Origin of the sequence: Pseudomonas delhiensis (assembly GCF_900187975.1) — a bacterium.
Taxonomy (GTDB): domain Bacteria; phylum Pseudomonadota; class Gammaproteobacteria; order Pseudomonadales; family Pseudomonadaceae; genus Pseudomonas; species Pseudomonas delhiensis.
Genome location: NZ_FZPC01000013.1, coordinates 52,283 through 69,259, shown reverse-complemented (window position 1 = coordinate 69,259; position 16,977 = coordinate 52,283). Strand labels below are relative to the sequence as shown.

Here is a 16,977-nt window from a genome sequence, read left to right as displayed (position 1 = left end):
CATGACCACACTCAATTCCCAGCAGCCGCCCCTGCCGCTGTTGCGCACCAAGCTGTTCCCGCCGCGCACCGAGGGCACGCTGCTGTTGCCGCGGCGCGCGCTCATCGACCGCCTGTTCGCGGCGCGCCAGCAGCGCGCGCTGATCCTCAGCGCGCCGGCCGGCTTCGGCAAGAGCACCGTGCTCAGCCTGTTCCGCGAGCGCCTGCTGGCCAGCGGCGCGCTGGTCGCCTGGCTGTCCTGCGACGAGGGCGACAGCGAGCCGCAGCGCCTGCTGCAGTACCTGGTGGAGAGCATCCGCAGCGTCGCCCCCGGTTTCGGCGCCAACACCTCGAACCTGCTGCAGTCGGACATGACCCTGCCGCTGGAAGGGCTGCTGGATGCCTTCCTCGCCGACCTCAAGCGCATCGACGGGGCGCTCTACCTGTTCCTCGACGACTTCCACCAGATCCGCCACCCGGCCCTGCAGCCGGGGGCGCGCTACCTGATCGAGCACCTGCCGGACAACGTCCGCCTGGTCACCAGCACCCGCTACCGCCCGCGCTTCCTGGTGGACGAGCCGGCGCTGGCGCCATGGGCCTTCTGCCTCAACGGCGCCGACCTGCGCCTGACCCGCGAGGAAGCCGACACCTACCTGCTGGAACTCAAGGGCCTGCAGCTGGACGACGCCGAGCTGGGCCTGCTGTACAAGCGCACCGAGGGCTGGATCACCGCGCTGCACCTGGCCGCCCTGGCGCTGGCCCGGCACAGCGACCGCGAAGGCTTCCTGCGCGGCCTGTCGGGCACCGAGCGGGACATCGCCGACTACCTCGCCGAGGACGTGCTGGCCAGCCTGCCGCCGGCGCTGCAGCAGTTCCTCGACCAGACCTCGGTGCTCGACGAGTTCTGCGCCGAGCTGTGCAACGCCCTGACCGGGCGCCGCGACGGCCTGGACATGCTCATGCGCCTGCAGAACGAGCAACTGTTCATCATCCCCCTGGACGATGCGCGCGAGTGGTTCCGCTACCATCACCTGTTCGCCGACTTCCTCCAGGGCCGCCTGACCCGCAGCGCCGACCCCACGCCGCTGCTCAATGCCGCCGCACGCTGGTGCGAAAGCCGCGACATGGCCGACCGCGCCGTGCGCTACGCCCTGCGCGCCCGCGACTACGCCTTCGCCGCCGACCTGCTGGAGCGCCAGGGCGCCCGGCTGATCGCCGGCAACCGGGTGTACAGCATCCTCGGCATGCTCGGCGGCATTCCCGCCGAGGTGATCCGCGAGCACCCGGTGTTCCAGATCTTCTACGCCTGGCAGCTGGCCTTCGAGCAGAAGTTCGCCGAGGCCGAGGCGCTCATCGAGGAACTCAGCGCCCGCCTGCTGATGGGGCAGGGCAAGGCGCGCAACTTCGGCCTGGCCGAGCTGCTGGCCGTGGCCCAGGTGCTCAAGGCCCTGGTGCTGCTGTACCAGGACAAGCTGGAGGCCAGCCTCAAGGTGTCGCGCCAGTGGCTGGCGCTGGTGCCGGCCAACCAGCCGGTGTTCCGCGCCAGCCTGGCCTGCATCCTCGCCGCCGCCCACGCGCTGCTGGGCGACTACGCCGAGGCCGCCGGCGCCATCGGCGTGGCCCGCGAGTGCCTGCGCATGGCCGACAGCGAGTACCTGCAGGTGGTGGCGAGCATGATCGAGGCGCTGATCTGCAAGGAGAGCGGCGAGCTGGAGCGCGGCCGGACCATCGCCGAGGGCGCGCGCAGCCGCGTCGAGCGCGTCTTCGGCCGGCGCAGCCGGGTGGGCGGGCCGCTGGCCCTGGCCTATGCCGACATCCTCTACGAGCAGGACCGCCATGCCGCCATCCTCGCCGAACTGCCGCTGGCCACCACCTGGCGCGACGTCGCCACGCCCATGGAGCTGATCAGCCGCGGCCAGTTGGTGATGGCCAAGGCGCGGTTCTTCGCCGGCGAGGCCGAACAGGGCCTGGCGCAGCTCGACGAATGGCTGGCCGGCCTGCAGTCGCCGGGCTACGAACGCGTCTATGCGCTGGCCATGGGCTGCAAGGTGCAGCTGCTGCTGTGGCTGCGCCGGCCGAACGAGGCCGAGCGCGTCTGCCTGCAGCTGGCGCGGCACCTCTCGGGCCTCTCCACCGAACGCTATGCCGACGCCCAGGCCGCGCTGGCCCTGGCCGAGGCGCGGGTGGCGCTGTCGGAACGGCGCGCCGAGCGCGCCCAGCAGCGCCTGGAATCGGCGCTGGCGGCGAACGCCTCGCCCTACCAGCGCGACCGGCGGTTGCGCCTGGCCTTGTTACTTTCTGTGGCGTATTGGCAGAAAGGTAACAGCGAAAAGGCCTTCGCCCTGTTCGCCCCCACCCTCGAGGAAGCCTGGAACCTGGGCTACCGCCGGCTGTTCCAGGACGACGCCGTCTGGCTGCTGCCGTTCTGGGATGCCTGGCGCGAGGCCGAGCCCAAGCGCGCGGCGGCCTGGCAGGGGGTGGCCGAACTGCTCCGCGAACAGTGCCGCAGGCTGTCCGTGGACCCTGCTGGTTTCGAGGAAAATCAAGATGTTAGCCATCGCGAGCGGGAAATCCTGCGGCTGGTGGCGGCAGGGCTTTCGAACCGCGACATCGCCCAGGCGGTGCACCTGTCGGAGGCCACCATCAAGTGGCACCTGCACAACCTGTTCGCCAAGCTGGGGGTGCGCAGCCGCACGCAGGCGGTACTCAAGGGCAAGAGCCTGGGATTGCTCAGCGAAGCCTGATGCGCGGGGATCGTCCGGCTCCATCCCTTGGATGGGCTGGCAGGTGGGGGGTTGGCCAGTAGCTTGGAAAACAGGACGCGAAGCCTGGTGCTTCACGAATCCATGCCCGCGGCACCTAGGGAAGCCGGCGCGGGTCTGGAGGGTCGGCTTGGCCGGCCAACCTGCAGCGGGGCAGGACGCCTCCTGCAGTGCCCTGGGGCAATCCCACCTGAACACTGGAGAGAAACAAGAATGAAAAAAATCAAACAACTGGTTCTTGCAAGCGCTGTTCTGGCCGCTCCCTTCCTGGCCCATGCCGATCTCAAATCCATGGACGACTCCGCACTCGCCGGCGTGACCGGCCAGGACGGCATCAGCATCGCCGGTGACTTCAAGGCGAGCATCGGGGCGGTGGTCTACACCGACAAGATCGACGACACCAAGTCCGGTTCCCTGCGCCTGGAGAACATCACCCTGACCGGCCCGGGCGGCACCGCCCTGAAGATCGACGACGCCAACCCGCTGACCGTCGACGTGGTCACCACCAAGATCGGCACCGCCGACACCCAGCAACTGGCCCTGGGCCTGCCGGGCATGACCGGCGACGTCTCGGTGGGCGCCATCAAGGTGGGCGACACCAGTGCCGCCAGCATCGGTTCGCTGACCGTTTCCAACCTGAACATGGCCGGTTCCCAGGTCCGCATCTGGGGCCACTGATCCATCGGTCGTGTGACGCGTATCCCCTTGCCGGCCCGTGCCGGCAAGGGTTTTTCCAGGAGAGAGGAGAGGGGATGTTCGAGATACTGCTGGGAAGCCTGCTCGGCCTGTTCGGTTTCACCCAGACGGTGGACACCAAACCGCAATCCCAGGGCACGGTGAACATCACCCAGCAGCTCACGCCCAACGGCCCCTTCCGCGAGTCCGTGCAGCTCGAACCCATGAGTCAGGTGCAGTTCCGCAACGTCATCCGCCAGGCCTACGACTACAGCTGCGGATCGGCGGCGCTGACCACCCTGCTGGACTACTACCTGGGCCGCAACCTGCAGGAACGCCAGGTGATGGAAGGCCTGCTGAAGTACGGCGAGGCCGACAAGATCGTCCAGCGCCGCGGCTTCTCGCTGCTGGACATGAAGCGCTACGCGGCCGCGCTGGGCTACAAGAGCGGCGGCTTCCGCGCCGAGTTCGCCGACCTGGACTCGCTGGAGCACCCGGCGCTGGTGCCCATCCACTACGGCGGCTTCAAGCATTTCGTGGTGGTGCGCGACGTCTACAACGACCACGTCTTCGTCGCCGATCCCGCCCTGGGCAACATCAGCTTCACCCGCAGCCGCTTCGAGGCCATCTGGGACCAGAACGTGCTCTTCGTCATCTACCCCGGCGGCCAGGAGCCGCACAACGCCCTGGCCCTGAAGGAGCAGGACCTGCGCCTGGTGGACGACCGCACCGTGAGCCTGCTGGCCTTCCGCGAGTTCCCGGAGATGAGCAAGTTCACCAGCAACCGGATGATCGAGGCCGCGTCCAAGGGCGACGTGCAATTCATACGCAGCAAGTGAGCGGCGTTTCCATCCTTCCATAAGAACAAGACCTGGGGATTGCATCATGAGATTCAGGGGGTATGCGTGCGCCGCCATACTGGCCTTGCTGGCTTCGGGCCCGGCGCCTGCCGAGGAAGGCTCGGTCGACCAGGCGCGTGACGCGCTGGCCAAGAAGGAAGACGATGCCGACAGCGCCAAGGCCCTGGAAGAGGTGTTCCAGGCGGCGGAGAAGAGCTACACCCTGCTGAAGAAGGGCGAGCGGACCCTCACCTACGGCCTGGACTACTCGATGATGCGCGACACCCGCATCCAGCAGGTGCGCACCGGCGAGAGCGTCTACAGCGTGCTGGCGCAGAGCGAGGCGCAGCACACCTTCACCAACTCCTTCACCTTCGACTACGGCGTCTGGGACAACCTGACCTTCAGCCTGCGCCTGCCCTTCGTGGCCAAGTACGACACCGAGCGCGACATCCACGCCTACAGCCTCGGCGACATCTCCGCGACCCTGCGCTGGCAGCCCTGGGCGGCGATGCGCGGGCGCCCGGTCACCACCTTCTACGCCACCCTCGGCCTGCCCACCGGCGACAGCCCGTTCGACATGAACCCGGACGACGACGTCTCCACCGGCAACGGCTACTACAGCCTGGGCGTGGGCGCCAACATGTCCTACGTGATCGACCCCGTCGTGCTCTACGGCTCGCTCGGCTACACCTACAACCTGAAGGTGGACAACATCCACCAGAACCAGTACGGCGAGGAGCTGAACAAGGTCACCCCGGGCGACACCCTGAACTTCGCCATGGGCATGGCCTACGCGCTGTCCTACGACGTGTCCCTGGCCACCTCCTACCAGATGGCCTACCAGATGAAGAGCCGCTACCACTTCGACACCCGCACGGTGGAGGCTCCCGAGCAGACCAGCGCGGTCATGAACTTCTCGCTCGGCCTGCGAACCTCGCCCGACTACATCGTCAACGTGAACGCCGGCTTCGGCTTGACCGAAGACTCACCGGATATCTTGCTGGGGGTTTCCCTGCCCCTGGATATCAAGGGCCTGAAGCCCGACTAAACGGCGAGCGGAGTTCCCATGACGAAGCGCATTTCGCCACTGTTGCTGGCGATGGCAGGGGCGGGGCTTGGCTGGATTCTGCCGGCCCAGGCCCAACTGGCCAACGACATCACCATCGGCAACCCCAAGGCGATGGCCCTGGGCAACGCGGTCACCGCCGATTCCACCGGCATCGACGCGGTGCACTACAACCCCGCCGCCCTGACCAAGCTCAAGGGCCGGCAGACCACGGTGAAGCTGGTCAGCGGGGTAATGGACATCCGCGCCGGCTTCCACGCGCCGCCGAACTACGGCGAGAGCACCTTCGGCGTGTCCGACGACCCGGTGGCCAACTCCCACAGCCGCACCATGACGCCGACCATGTACCTGCCGGGCCTGGGCGGCATGACCGACGTGCCCATGCTGGTGGCGCCCCTGGCGGGCCTGTCGATCAACCCGCCGGGCTCCAAGTTCACCTTCGCCACCAACGTCTACACGCCGCAGGCGCTGGGCTACTCGCGGGACTCGGACAGCGACCCGGGGCGCTACGACGGCCGCCGCGTGTCGCTGCAGCGGCTGACCTACTTCTCGCCCTCGGTGGGCTACCAGATGAACGACAGCCTGTCGTTCGGCCTGTCCGTCGGCTTCTCGCACCAGGCCATGGCCCTGGACACCGACTTCCGCAACCCGGGCCTGCTCACCGGCCTGCTGCAGACCCTCCACGACACCACCTGCGTGCCCGGCGCCCAGGAGATCGTCGAACTGGTGTTCAACGTCTGCGGCGGCCGCATCGGCCCCTACGACACCCTGGCCAACCTCAAGCTGGACATGCAGCAGACCCTCTCGCCCAGCTTCAACCTCGGCGTGCTCTGGGAGCCCAACGACTGGTTCGCCTGGGGCGCGGTGTACCAGAGCGAGTCGCGCATGAAGCTCAAGGGCAAGTACCGGGTGGACTACACCAAGGACTGGCAGGGCTTCTGGTCCGGCCTGCAGAACTCGGTGTTCGGCGCCTTCCTCAGCCCGCTGTTCCCCTACGGCAACGCCGACGAGGAGCACGGCGTGGCGACGCTGAAGATGACCAACCCGGACAACTTCTCCACCGGCATCAAGCTGCGCCCGTTCGACGACTGGCAGTTCAACTTCGACCTGAAGTGGAGCGGCTACAGCGACTGGAACAACCTGGAGATCGAGTTCGACAAGGAACTGGACCTGCTGCGCATCGCCAAGAACTTCGCCCCCAACGGCGCCACCGACCACAGCATCATCCTCGACCGTGGCTACCGCGACACCTGGAGCTACGCCATGGGCGTGCAGTACGACGTCAACGACCGCCTGCAGCTGCGCGCCGGCTACGAGTACCGGCCCTCGGCGATCCCCAAGAGCAAGGCCGACGCCCTGGTGCCCATCGGCGACGCCAACCTGTACGGCCTGGGCCTGGGCTACCGCTGGGACAAGGACACCAACATCGACCTGGGCTTCAACTACTTCGTCTCCAAGCAGAGCATCAAGAACGGGCAGAGCTGCAACCTGACCTGCACCGGCATCGACAACCTGGTCTACAACCCCTATGCCGGCATGGATGTACACACCACGGTGAAGGCCTATATCTTCGCACTGACCTACAACACCACCTTCTGAGGACCGGACGGATGCAGCGTTCCCGCCACCTGCTCCTCTGCCTGCTGGCCACGGCGGCCGCGCCGCTGCCGGCGCTGGCCGACGCCGGGCGCTACCTGTCGTGGATCGACGACAGCGGCCAGGTGCACAACACCTTCGTCGACGCCGGCTACGGCCAGCAGCAGCGCCAGGCGGCCAAGCGCATCGACCAGAGCGACCGCGCCCGCCAGCGCGACGACGGCGGCACCCTCTGGCCCGGCAGCGCGCCGGCGGGGGAGAGCAAGCGCCGCTACTTCACCTGGGTGGATGGCCAGGGCAACCTGCAGAACAGCTTCTACGCCGGCAACCAGGTGCCCGCCGGGCGCGGCGACTACGTGCTGCCCAACGGCGACCACTCCTCCGAGTACATCGACGCCGAGGCCTACGAGGACAAGGGCTTCGTCCGCAGCGAGAACGGCAACCCGTACTACACCTGGGTCGACGAGCAGGGCCGCATGCACAACTCGCCGATCACCGCCCAGGACCGCGCCGACGGCATCCGCCGCAGCCAGGTCGCCTTCACCGAAGGCCGCGAGGTGCAGTTCAGGCAGCGCCCGCAGGCCCTGCCCGGGCTGGACGGCAGCGGCGAGCAGACGGACGCCATGAAGGCCCTGCTCAAGGGCAGCGGCAAGACCCTCGACGACCTCTACCAGGACCTGCAGCGGCGCTGCTGCGAGCAGATAGCCGACGCCGAGTTCACCGAACTGAACGCCGACGAGCCGCGCTACGAGGAGCTCAACAAGTTCTCCCCCAGCTTCGACTTCCCCATGGGCAAGAGCTACTACGTGGCCATGAAGCTGCCGGCCTCGCAGCAGGTCTACGGCCTGCGCGTGCGCAGCTTCTCCAACCACCAGGTGGTCTACCCGTCGCTGCTGTTCCTCGACGAACGCAAGCGCCCGACGCGCCTGGTCAGCGACGCGGTGTACAAGCTCAACCCGGAAACCTGGTACCGCTACGCCTTCATCGAAGGCACGGTGCCGGTGCGCGCCAACCAGGGCGAGCGCTACGTGCTGCTGCTGACCACCGACGAGGACCGCGCCCTGCAGACCCTGGACAACAAGCCCTACAAGCGGCCGCTGGAAAACCTGGCGGTGAACGGGGAGGGCATGAAGGTGCGCGAGCACGCGGACCAGGGCGGGTTCGAGCTGGCGGTGGTGCGGTGAGGGGCGCCGCGGCTGGCCCGGGACTGTAGGAGCGAGCTTGGGGTCCCGCGTTCGCGATAGTTCGTAGGGCGCATAACGCCTACGGCGTTATCCGCCAAATCGCGGACAGAGTCCGCTCCTACGCCGTCCCACCGACACCATTCCCATGTAGGAGCGCGCCCTGCGCGCGATTTCGCGGGCAGGGCCCGCTCCTACAGGTTGCCGGGAAACACGGTATTGCTCCCCCGTAGGAGCGGACCTTGTCCGCGATAGCCGGAGGTTCAGGCGCGATTCGCGGATGAGATCCGCTCCTACGCCGCCCCACCGACAGCATTCCCATGTAGGAGCGCGCCCTGCGCGCGATTTCGCGGGCAGGGCCCGCTCCTACAGGTTGCCGGGAAACACGGCACTTCTCCCCCGGAGCGGACCTTGTCCGCGATAGCCGGAGGTTCAGGCGCGATTCGCGGATGAGATCCGCTCCTACGCCGTCCCACCGACAGCATTCCCATGTAGGAGCGCGCCCTGCGCGCGATTTCGCGGGCAGGGCCCGCTCCTACAGGTTGCCGGGAAACACGGTATTTCTCCCCCGTAGGAGCGGGCCTTGTCCGCGATAGCCGGAGGTTCAGGCGCGATTCGCGGATGAGATCCGCTCCTACGCCGTCCCACCGACAGCATTCCCATGTAGGAGCGCGCCCTGCGCGCGATTTCGCGGGCAGGGCCCGCTCCTACAGGTTGCCGGGAAACACGGTATTTCTCCCCCGTAGGAGCGGACTCCGTCCGCGATCGGATTCACCGACCACGCCGGACGCCCCGCTGGTACGGACGGCGGCGGATAACCGCGAACGGTTGTTCGCCCTGCCTCAGATCTCCCGCGCCGGCACGTGCCCGAACAGCTTCTGGGAGAAGCGCACGCGCTCTTCCGGGGTTTCCTCCACGCCCTTGGCCTGCAGCTCCACCAGGTGGGCTTCCACCGCCTGGGCGCGGCCGGTCAGGCCGCAGTCGTTGGCGATCTGGATGTTCAGGCCGGGGCGGGCGTTGAGTTCGAGGATCAGCGGGCCCTTGTCCTGGTCCAGCACCATGTCCACGCCGATGTAGCCCAGGCCGCACAACTCGTAGCAGCCGGCGGCCAGCTTCATGAAGCCGTCCCAGTGCGGCAGCTGCACGCCGTCCACCGCGTTGGTGGTGTCCGGGTGCTTGGCGATCTTGCGGTTCAGCCAGGTGCCTTGCAGGGTGATGCCGGTGGCCAGGTCCACGCCCACGCCGATGGCGCCCTGGTGCAGGTTGGCCTTGCCGTTGGACTGGCGCGTCGGCAGGCGCAGCATGGCCATCACCGGGTAGCCCATGAGGACGATGATGCGGATGTCCGGCACGCCCTCGTAGCTGATGCTGCGGAAGATCTGGTCGGGGGTGACGCGGTACTCGATCAGCGCGCGGTCGCGGTGGCCGCCCAGGGAGTACAGGCCGGTGAGGATGCTGGAGAGCTGGTACTCGATCTCCTCGCGGCTGATGATGCGCCCGGAGACGGTCTTGAAGTTGCCCTCGAAGCGGTCGGCGATCACCAGGATGCCGTCGCCGCCCGCGCCCTGCGCCGGCTTGATGACGAAGTCGTTGCGCTCGCCGATGATGCTGTCGAGCTTCTCGATCTCCTTCTCGGTGGAGATGATCCCGTACATCTCCGGCACGTGGATGCCCGCCGCGATGGCGCGCTCCTTGGTGATGATCTTGTCGTCGACGATCGGGTACAGGTGGCGCTTGTTGTACTTCAGCACGAAGTCCGCGTTGCGCCGGTTGATGCCCATGATGCCCTTGGCTTCCAGGGCTTTCCACCGCTTGATCAGGCCGAACATGGCTCAGTCCTTCAGGAAGGCTTTGAAGCGGAACAGCTCGGTCAGGCGGTAGCCGCGGTAACGGCCCATCGCCAGCATGAAGGCCACCAGGAGCAGCAGCACCGCGGGGAAGGTGAACACGAAGTACACCAGCTCCGGCACGCGCATCAGGATGTGCGCCAGGGCCGCGGCGAACAGGGTGCCGATGGCGGCCTTCATGGCGTGGGCGGCGCCGCGTTCTTCCCAGGTGATCGACAGGCGTTCGATGCTCATGGTCAGGATCACCATGGGGAACAGCGCCACCGACAGGCCGCTCTCGAAGCCCAGGCGGTGGCTGAGCAGGCTGATGGCGGCGATCATCACCACCACGAAGGTCAGCACCACCGACAGCCGCGGCAGCATCTGCAGCTTCAGGTGCTCCAGGTACGAGCGCAGCGACAGGCCCAGGGCGGTGATCACGGTGAACAGGCCGATGCCCCACTGCAGGCCGGTCTCGCGGAAGGCGAGGGCGATCAGCACCGGGGTGAAGGTGCCGAGGGTCTGGATGCCGATCAGGTTGCGCAGGACCAGGATCACCAGCACGCCGAAGGGGATCATGATCATGATCTGGAAGGTCTGCTGGGTGGACAGCGGCAGGCCGTACAGCGAGTAGTCGAGGAAGCTTGCGTCGGTGTTCTCGTTGGTCAGCTTGGCCAGGCGGATGGCGTTCATCTCGCTGTTGTTCAGGCTGAAGCTGATCAGCGCCTTCTTGCCGCCTTCCACCGCCAGCAGCGGCTCGTCGCCCAGCCACCAGATCAGGCGGTCGGCGGGCAGGCCGCGCTCGCCGGTTTCCGGGTTGAAGTACAGCCAGTCCTTGCCGTTGTAGCTGCGCAGCCACAGTTCCGGGCTCTGCGCCTGGTTGGCCAGCAGGCGCAGGGTGTGCACGCGCTCCATGGGCACGTGGGCCTGGGCCAGCAGGGTCTCGACGATGTAGGAGCGCTTCTCCAGGCTGGTGTCGCCGGCCAGCAGCAGCTTGACGTTGTCGTCGGCCAGGTTGTTGGCGCGCTTGATGGTTTCGCTGACGAAGGTCTCGATGTCCGCCGAATGCTGGCGGATGGGCGCGATCAGCGCCTCGGCGGCGATCTTCTCCGGGCCTTCCAGGGGCGGGCTGTCACGGAAGATCGGGCCTTTCTCCTTGGGCTGCTCGCCGCTGAAGCGCTTGGTCAGCACCAGGCGGTAGTAGAGCGTCTGCTTGCCGTTGGCGCGGCGCGAGGACCAGGTCACCTTGCGGTTGCCGTCGGCGCGGTTGATGCTCACCCCGTAGTTGTTCGAGACGAAGCTCTCGTTGAGGCTGACGTAGCCCTGGGTCAGCGGCGGCACGAACATCTGCACCTTGACCGGGGTCTTCGGCGTGGCGACGAACTCGACCTTGGCGTCGATGTTCCACAGGTCGTCGGTTTCCGCCTCGGTCATGGGTATGCCGAGGATGAAGATCTGGTAGGCGGTGATGGAAACGCCCAGGACCACCAGGAGGGCGATCAGGATCTTCAGGTGCAGGTTGATGGAGCGCATGGGCTTTACTCGGCAGGTTTCGCAACGGGGCAGCCGGGCTGGCCGGCGGCGTATTTCAGGCTGGGATCGACCAGGGCGCCGAAGCGCTTGAGCGCGTCGGAACCGATCAGCAGGGGGTATTGGAATGCGCTGCGGTCGGTAAGGTTCACTTCGATGGTACGGCGCAGCCTGCCCAGGCAGACGTCCAGCTCGATGACCGGGCGGGCGGTGTAGGCCTTGCCCTCGTCGGGGTCGAAGTCGCCGTGGCGGCGCTTGATCTTGCTGATGCGCGCCAGCGGCCGCTCCAGCGGCTGGCTGTCGGCGGCGTCGGTGGCCAGGTAGAAGCGCACCCAGGTCTCGCCGTCGCGCTTGAAGCGCTTGATGTCGCGGGCGCTCAGGGAGGCGGTCTTGGCGCCGGTGTCGAGCTTGGCCGCCAGCACCTGGTCGAGCTGGCCGACGTGGGCGTATTCGATGAGCCCGTAGACGGTCTTGCCGGCGGCGCCGGCGGGGCCGCCGAAGGCTGCCAGGAAAAGCAGGAGCAGCAGGGCTGTGGGCTTGAGTCTCATAAGTCCTGAGCGCTGGGGGCCGTAGGCCAGTGAACGGGGGCATCCGGCAAACGCCACGGCCTGCGGGCGAGTCATCCTTGGCTGGGCGGGTGGGCCCCCAGGAGGGATGCGGGGGCGCGATTCTAGCACGCAGGTCCCGTGTGACGACACCCGCCGGGCCCCGGCGGGCGGCAGCGTGAGCCGTGTCACAGGGCCGGGCGGGGCTACTTCAGGCGGCGCTCGACGCCTTTCTCCACCATGATCTTGGCGGCGATCTCCTCCACCGAGAAGTGGGTGGAGTTGATGTAGGCGATGTTCTCGCGGCGGAACAGGTTCTCCACCTCGCGCACCTCGAACTCGCACTGGGCGAAGCTGGCGTAGCGGCTGTTGGGCTTGCGCTCGTTGCGGATGGCGGTGAGCCGGTCGGGGTCGATGGTCAGGCCGAACAGCTTGCCCTTGTAGGGCTTGAGGGCGTTGGGCAGCTGCAGGCGCTCCATGTCCTCCTCGGTCAGCGGGTAGTTCGCCGCACGAATGCCATATTGCATTGCCATATAGAGGCAGGTGGGCGTCTTGCCGCAGCGCGACACGCCGACCAGGATCAGGTCGGCCTTGTCGTAGTAGTGGGTGCGGGCGCCGTCGTCGTTGTCGAGGGCGAAGTTCACCGCGTCGATCCGCTCCATGTAGTGCGGATTGTGGCCGATGCTGTGGGACTTTCCGACGGAATACGAGGAGTCCGCGGATAATTCCTGCTCCAGCGGGGACAAAAAGGTCGAGAAGATGTCGATCATGAAGCCGTTCGACTGGGCCAGGACCGCCCGGATCTCACGGTTGACGATGGTGTCGAAGATGATCGGGCGGGCACCGTCCGCCTGCGCAGCCGCGTTGATTTGCTGTACCATGACGCGCGCTTTTTCTTCGGTGTCGATGTACGGCCGCGTCAGTTTGTGGAAATGGATGTTCTCGAACTGCGCAAGGAGACTCTGGCCGAGGGTTTCGGCGGTGATGCCGGTTCCGTCGGAAATGAAGAAAGCCGTACGTTTCATTGCGCTGCGGGCCTTAATGTAGGAAAGAATCCTGAGTATGATAGGCCGCGCTTTTGCAAGGCCTCCTGCCGGGACATTGTCACTTATTTTTCTGGCGTCGGCCAGAAAAGGGGGCAGCGTCGCGGTGGCCCGTTTGAGCTTTTCCAACATTCAGTGGAGAGATCACCTTGGTAGAGTACGTAGTTTCCCTCGATAAGCTCGGCGTCCATGATGTCGAACGTGTGGGGGGCAAGAACGCATCCCTGGGCGAAATGATCAGCAACCTCGCCGGTGCTGGGGTTTCGGTTCCCGGTGGCTTCGCCACCACCGCCCAGGCCTACCGTGACTTCCTCGAGCAGAGTGGCCTGAACGACCGCATTCACGCCGCCCTGGACGCCCTCGATGTCGACGACGTCAACGCCCTGGCCAAGACCGGCGCGCAGATCCGCCAGTGGGTGATGGACGCCGAGTTCCCCGTCCAGCTGGACGCCGACATCCGCAAGGCCTTCGCCGAGATGGCCGGCGGCAACGCCAACATGGCCGTCGCCGTGCGTTCCTCCGCCACCGCCGAGGACCTGCCGGACGCCTCCTTCGCCGGCCAGCAGGAGACCTTCCTGAACATCCGCGGCGTGGACAACGTGATCCGCGCGGCCAAGGAAGTCTTCGCCTCCCTGTTCAACGACCGCGCCATCGCCTACCGCGTGCACCAGGGCTTCGACCACAAGCTGGTCGCCCTGTCCGCCGGCGTGCAGCGCATGGTCCGCTCGGAAACCGGCACCGCCGGGGTGATGTTCACCCTGGACACCGAGTCCGGCTTCCGCGACGTGGTGTTCATCACCGGCGCCTACGGCCTCGGCGAGACCGTGGTGCAGGGCGCGGTGAACCCCGACGAGTTCTACGTGCACAAGCCCACCCTGGAAGCCGGCCGCCCGGCGATCCTGCGCCGCAACCTGGGCAGCAAGGCGATCAAGATGATCTACGGCGACGAAGCCAGGGCCGGCAAGTCGGTCAAGGTGGTCGACGTGGAGAAGGCCGACCGCGCGCGCTTCGCCCTGAGCGACGCCGAGGTCACCGAGCTGGCCAAGCAGGCGCTGATCATCGAGAAGCACTACCAGCGCCCGATGGACATCGAGTGGGCGAAGGATGGCGACGACGGCAAGCTGTACATCGTCCAGGCCCGCCCGGAAACCGTGAAGAGCCGCGCCAGCGCCACCGTGATGGAGCGCTACCTGCTCAAGGAGAAGGGCAAGGTCCTGGTGGAAGGCCGCGCCATCGGCCAGCGCATCGGCGCAGGCCCGGTGAAGGTGATCCACGACGTGTCCGAGATGGACAAGGTGCAGCCCGGCGACGTGCTGGTCTCGGACATGACCGACCCGGACTGGGAGCCGGTGATGAAGCGCGCCAGCGCCATCGTCACCAACCGAGGCGGGCGTACCTGCCACGCGGCGATCATCGCCCGCGAGCTGGGCATCCCGGCGGTGGTCGGCTGCGGCAACGCCACCGCCGTGCTGAAGGACGGCCAGCAGGTCACCGTGTCCTGCGCCGAAGGCGACACCGGCCTGATCTACGAAGGCCAACTGGGCTTCGACGTGCGCCAGAACTCGGTGGACGCCATGCCCGAGCTGCCGTTCAAGATCATGATGAACGTCGGCAACCCGGACCGCGCCTTCGACTTCGCCCAGTTGCCCAACGAGGGCGTGGGCCTGGCCCGCCTGGAATTCATCATCAACCGCATGATCGGCGTGCACCCCAAGGCGCTGCTGAACTTCGCCAGCCTGCCGGCGGACATCAAGGACAGCGTCGAGAAGCGCATCGCCGGTTACGACGACCCGGTGGGCTTCTACGTCGAGAAGCTGGTGGAGGGCGTCAGCACCCTGGCCGCGGCCTTCTGGCCGAAGAAGGTCATCGTGCGCCTGTCGGACTTCAAGTCCAACGAGTACGCCAACCTGATCGGCGGCAAGCTCTACGAGCCGGAAGAAGAGAACCCGATGCTCGGCTTCCGCGGCGCCTCGCGCTACATCAGCGAATCCTTCCGCGACTGCTTCGAGCTGGAATGCCGGGCGATGAAGAAGGTCCGCAACGAGATGGGCCTGACCAACGTCGAGCTGATGGTGCCCTTCGTGCGCACCCTCGGCGAGGCCTCGCAGGTGGTCGAACTGCTGGCCACCAATGGCCTGAAGCGCGGCGAGAACGGCCTGAAGGTCATCATGATGTGCGAACTGCCGTCCAACGCCCTGCTGGCCGAGGAGTTCCTGGAGTTCTTCGACGGCTTCTCCATCGGCTCCAACGACCTGACCCAGCTCACCCTGGGCCTGGACCGCGACTCGGGCATCGTCGCGCACCTGTTCGACGAGCGTAACCCGGCGGTCAAGAAGCTGCTGGCCAACGCCATCGCCGCGTGCAACAAGGCCGGCAAGTACATCGGCATCTGCGGCCAGGGCCCCTCGGACCACCCGGACCTGGCCAAGTGGCTGATGGAACAGGGCATCGAGAGCGTGTCGCTGAACCCCGACTCGGTGCTCGACACCTGGTTCTTCCTGGCCGAAGGCCAGGCCTGACGCCAACCGGACCTGCGGGTCCAGGAAGGGCGGGTGCTTGCACCCGCCCTTTTTCGTGCCAGCCCATCCAACGACATGCACAGCAGTAGCCGACTCTTCCCCGTGGCGCTCGTCAGCGCCGAACTGCGTGGCGACCTCACCGAGGACGTCTACCGCCTGAAACCCAACAACAGCCCGGACCCCAGCGTCGAGCTGGCGCTGACCCGCCTGGGCCTGCCGGGCCGCGAGCAGCGCGGCGCGCCGGTGATCCTGGTGCACGGCAGCTTCTCCAACCGGCGCTTCTGGTACTCGCCCAGGGCCATCGGCCTCGGGCCCTACCTGGCGCGCGCCGGCTTCGACGTGTGGATACCGGAGATGCGTGGCCACGGCCTGTCGCCGCGCAACCTCGACTATTCGCGCAACAGCGTCGCCGCCTACGCGCGCTTCGACCTGCCGGCCATCGCCGCCTTCGTCGTCGAGCAGGGCGGCCAGGCGCCGCACTGGATCGGCCATTCCCTGGGCGGCACCAGCCTGGCCGCGGCCCTGGGCGGCGGCTACCTGGCGCCGGAGCAGGTCGCCAGCGTGGCGCTGTTCGGCAGCCAGGTCAGCCGCGACTACTGGGCGCTGAAGCTGCCGCCGGTGGTCTGGAGCGGGCGCTTCCTGCTCAAGCGCATGGGCGTGATCCCCGGCCCGCGCCTGCGCCGCGGCCCGGAGGACGAGCCCATCGGCCTGGCCCTGGAGGCCCTGCGCTGGTACGGCCTGTTCGGCCGCTTCGGCGAGCGCGGCAACGACTGGTGGGCCGGCCTGGCCGAGGTGCGGGCGCCGGTGCTGGCGGTCAGCGCCGAGGGCGACCGCCAGGACCCGCCCTGGGCCTGCCGCAAGCTGTTCGAGCAGTTCGGCTCCGAGGTCCGTGAGTACCTCTGTTTGGGGCGCCGGCAGGGCTTTTCGGAAAACTTCGGGCACGTCGAGATGCTGGTGAGCAAGGCTGCCCAGCGCGAGGTCTGGCCGCAGGTCCTGCACTGGCTGGAACGCCAGGCGCTGCCCCTGCAGGCGAATGGCGCGGGTGGGGCGGCGCAGGGCGGATAATTGGTGTCCGGCGAAAACGGCGGATAACGCCGTAGGCGTTATGCGCCCTACGGTGAGTGGCGGGGAGACCGTAGGGCGGATAACCGTTCGCGGTTATCCGCCGGGGCGTCCGGTGCGGCCGGTGAATCCAATCGCGGACGGAGTCCTACGGGAGAAATGCCATGCCTCACGGCAACCTGTAGGAGCGGGCCCTGCCCGCGATTCGCGCGCAGGGCGCGCTCCTACCTTGTCCGCCTGGCGGCCGCGAAGCCGCGGGGCAGGGCGGCGGGCGTAGGCGGATGGCGTGACAGTCGCTAGACTGTGACGCCAAGCCAGGTTCCGGTCATTCCGGGCGTCATCGCCGCTTTGC

The 16,977-nt window shown here is 67.2% G+C and carries 12 protein-coding genes; 8 read left to right on the top strand and 4 right to left on the bottom strand.

Annotated elements, in window-relative coordinates:
- Nucleotide 1: 1 nt before the first annotated feature.
- The 6 genes from CHC02_RS13460 (at nucleotide 2) to CHC02_RS13435 (ending at nucleotide 8,103) form a co-directional block, all read left to right on the top strand.
- The gene (locus tag CHC02_RS13460) at nucleotides 2-2,722 is read left to right on the top strand and encodes a helix-turn-helix transcriptional regulator (RefSeq protein ID WP_089391958.1); all 2,721 of its coding nucleotides are present in this window, start codon (nucleotides 2-4) and stop codon (nucleotides 2,720-2,722) included.
- A 231-nt stretch (nucleotides 2,723-2,953) separates the two neighbouring features.
- Nucleotides 2,954-3,418 carry a DUF6160 family protein gene (locus tag CHC02_RS13455; RefSeq protein ID WP_009618705.1) on the top strand — a complete coding sequence of 155 codons (465 nt, stop codon included), beginning with the start codon at nucleotides 2,954-2,956 and terminating at the stop codon, nucleotides 3,416-3,418.
- 74 nt (nucleotides 3,419-3,492) lie between these two features.
- On the top strand, nucleotides 3,493-4,254 hold the full coding sequence (locus CHC02_RS13450; protein ID WP_089391957.1) for a C39 family peptidase: 762 nt from the start codon (nucleotides 3,493-3,495) through the stop codon (nucleotides 4,252-4,254).
- A 46-nt stretch (nucleotides 4,255-4,300) separates the two neighbouring features.
- The gene (locus CHC02_RS13445; RefSeq protein WP_089391956.1) at nucleotides 4,301-5,305 is read left to right on the top strand and encodes a transporter; all 1,005 of its coding nucleotides are present in this window, start codon (nucleotides 4,301-4,303) and stop codon (nucleotides 5,303-5,305) included.
- Nucleotides 5,306-5,323: 18 nt separating this feature from the next.
- Nucleotides 5,324-6,922 carry an outer membrane protein transport protein gene (locus CHC02_RS13440; RefSeq protein ID WP_089391955.1) on the top strand — a complete coding sequence of 533 codons (1,599 nt, stop codon included), beginning with the start codon at nucleotides 5,324-5,326 and terminating at the stop codon, nucleotides 6,920-6,922.
- Nucleotides 6,923-6,933: 11 nt separating this feature from the next.
- Nucleotides 6,934-8,103: a MalM family protein gene (locus CHC02_RS13435; protein WP_089391954.1), complete on the top strand. Its 1,170-nt coding sequence runs from the start codon at nucleotides 6,934-6,936 to the stop codon at nucleotides 8,101-8,103.
- An 839-nt stretch (nucleotides 8,104-8,942) separates the two neighbouring features.
- Here the strand turns inward: CHC02_RS13435 and CHC02_RS13430 are convergent.
- From CHC02_RS13430 to ppsR, 4 genes are all read right to left on the bottom strand, one after another.
- The gene (locus tag CHC02_RS13430) at nucleotides 8,943-9,929 is read right to left on the bottom strand and encodes an alpha-L-glutamate ligase-like protein (RefSeq protein ID WP_089391953.1); all 987 of its coding nucleotides are present in this window, start codon (nucleotides 9,927-9,929) and stop codon (nucleotides 8,943-8,945) included.
- A 3-nt stretch (nucleotides 9,930-9,932) separates the two neighbouring features.
- Entirely contained in the window at nucleotides 9,933-11,459 is a 1,527-nt protein-coding gene (gene rloB / locus CHC02_RS13425; protein WP_089391952.1) for an osmotic stress tolerance membrane protein RloB, read from the bottom strand.
- A gap of 5 nt (nucleotides 11,460-11,464) precedes the next feature.
- Nucleotides 11,465-12,004 carry a retropepsin-like aspartic peptidase RloA gene (rloA, locus tag CHC02_RS13420; RefSeq protein ID WP_089391951.1) on the bottom strand — a complete coding sequence of 180 codons (540 nt, stop codon included), beginning with the start codon at nucleotides 12,002-12,004 and terminating at the stop codon, nucleotides 11,465-11,467.
- 203 nt (nucleotides 12,005-12,207) lie between these two features.
- Entirely contained in the window at nucleotides 12,208-13,026 is an 819-nt protein-coding gene (gene ppsR / locus CHC02_RS13415) for a posphoenolpyruvate synthetase regulatory kinase/phosphorylase PpsR (protein ID WP_009618715.1), read from the bottom strand.
- Between the two features lie 167 nt (nucleotides 13,027-13,193).
- Between ppsR and ppsA the strand changes: the two genes are divergently transcribed.
- Complete coding sequence (gene ppsA / locus CHC02_RS13410) at nucleotides 13,194-15,563, top strand: phosphoenolpyruvate synthase (RefSeq protein ID WP_089391950.1); 2,370 nt, start codon at nucleotides 13,194-13,196, stop codon at nucleotides 15,561-15,563.
- A 75-nt stretch (nucleotides 15,564-15,638) separates the two neighbouring features.
- Complete coding sequence (locus tag CHC02_RS13405) at nucleotides 15,639-16,628, top strand: alpha/beta fold hydrolase (RefSeq protein ID WP_089391949.1); 990 nt, start codon at nucleotides 15,639-15,641, stop codon at nucleotides 16,626-16,628.
- Nucleotides 16,629-16,977: the final 349 nt, after the last annotated feature.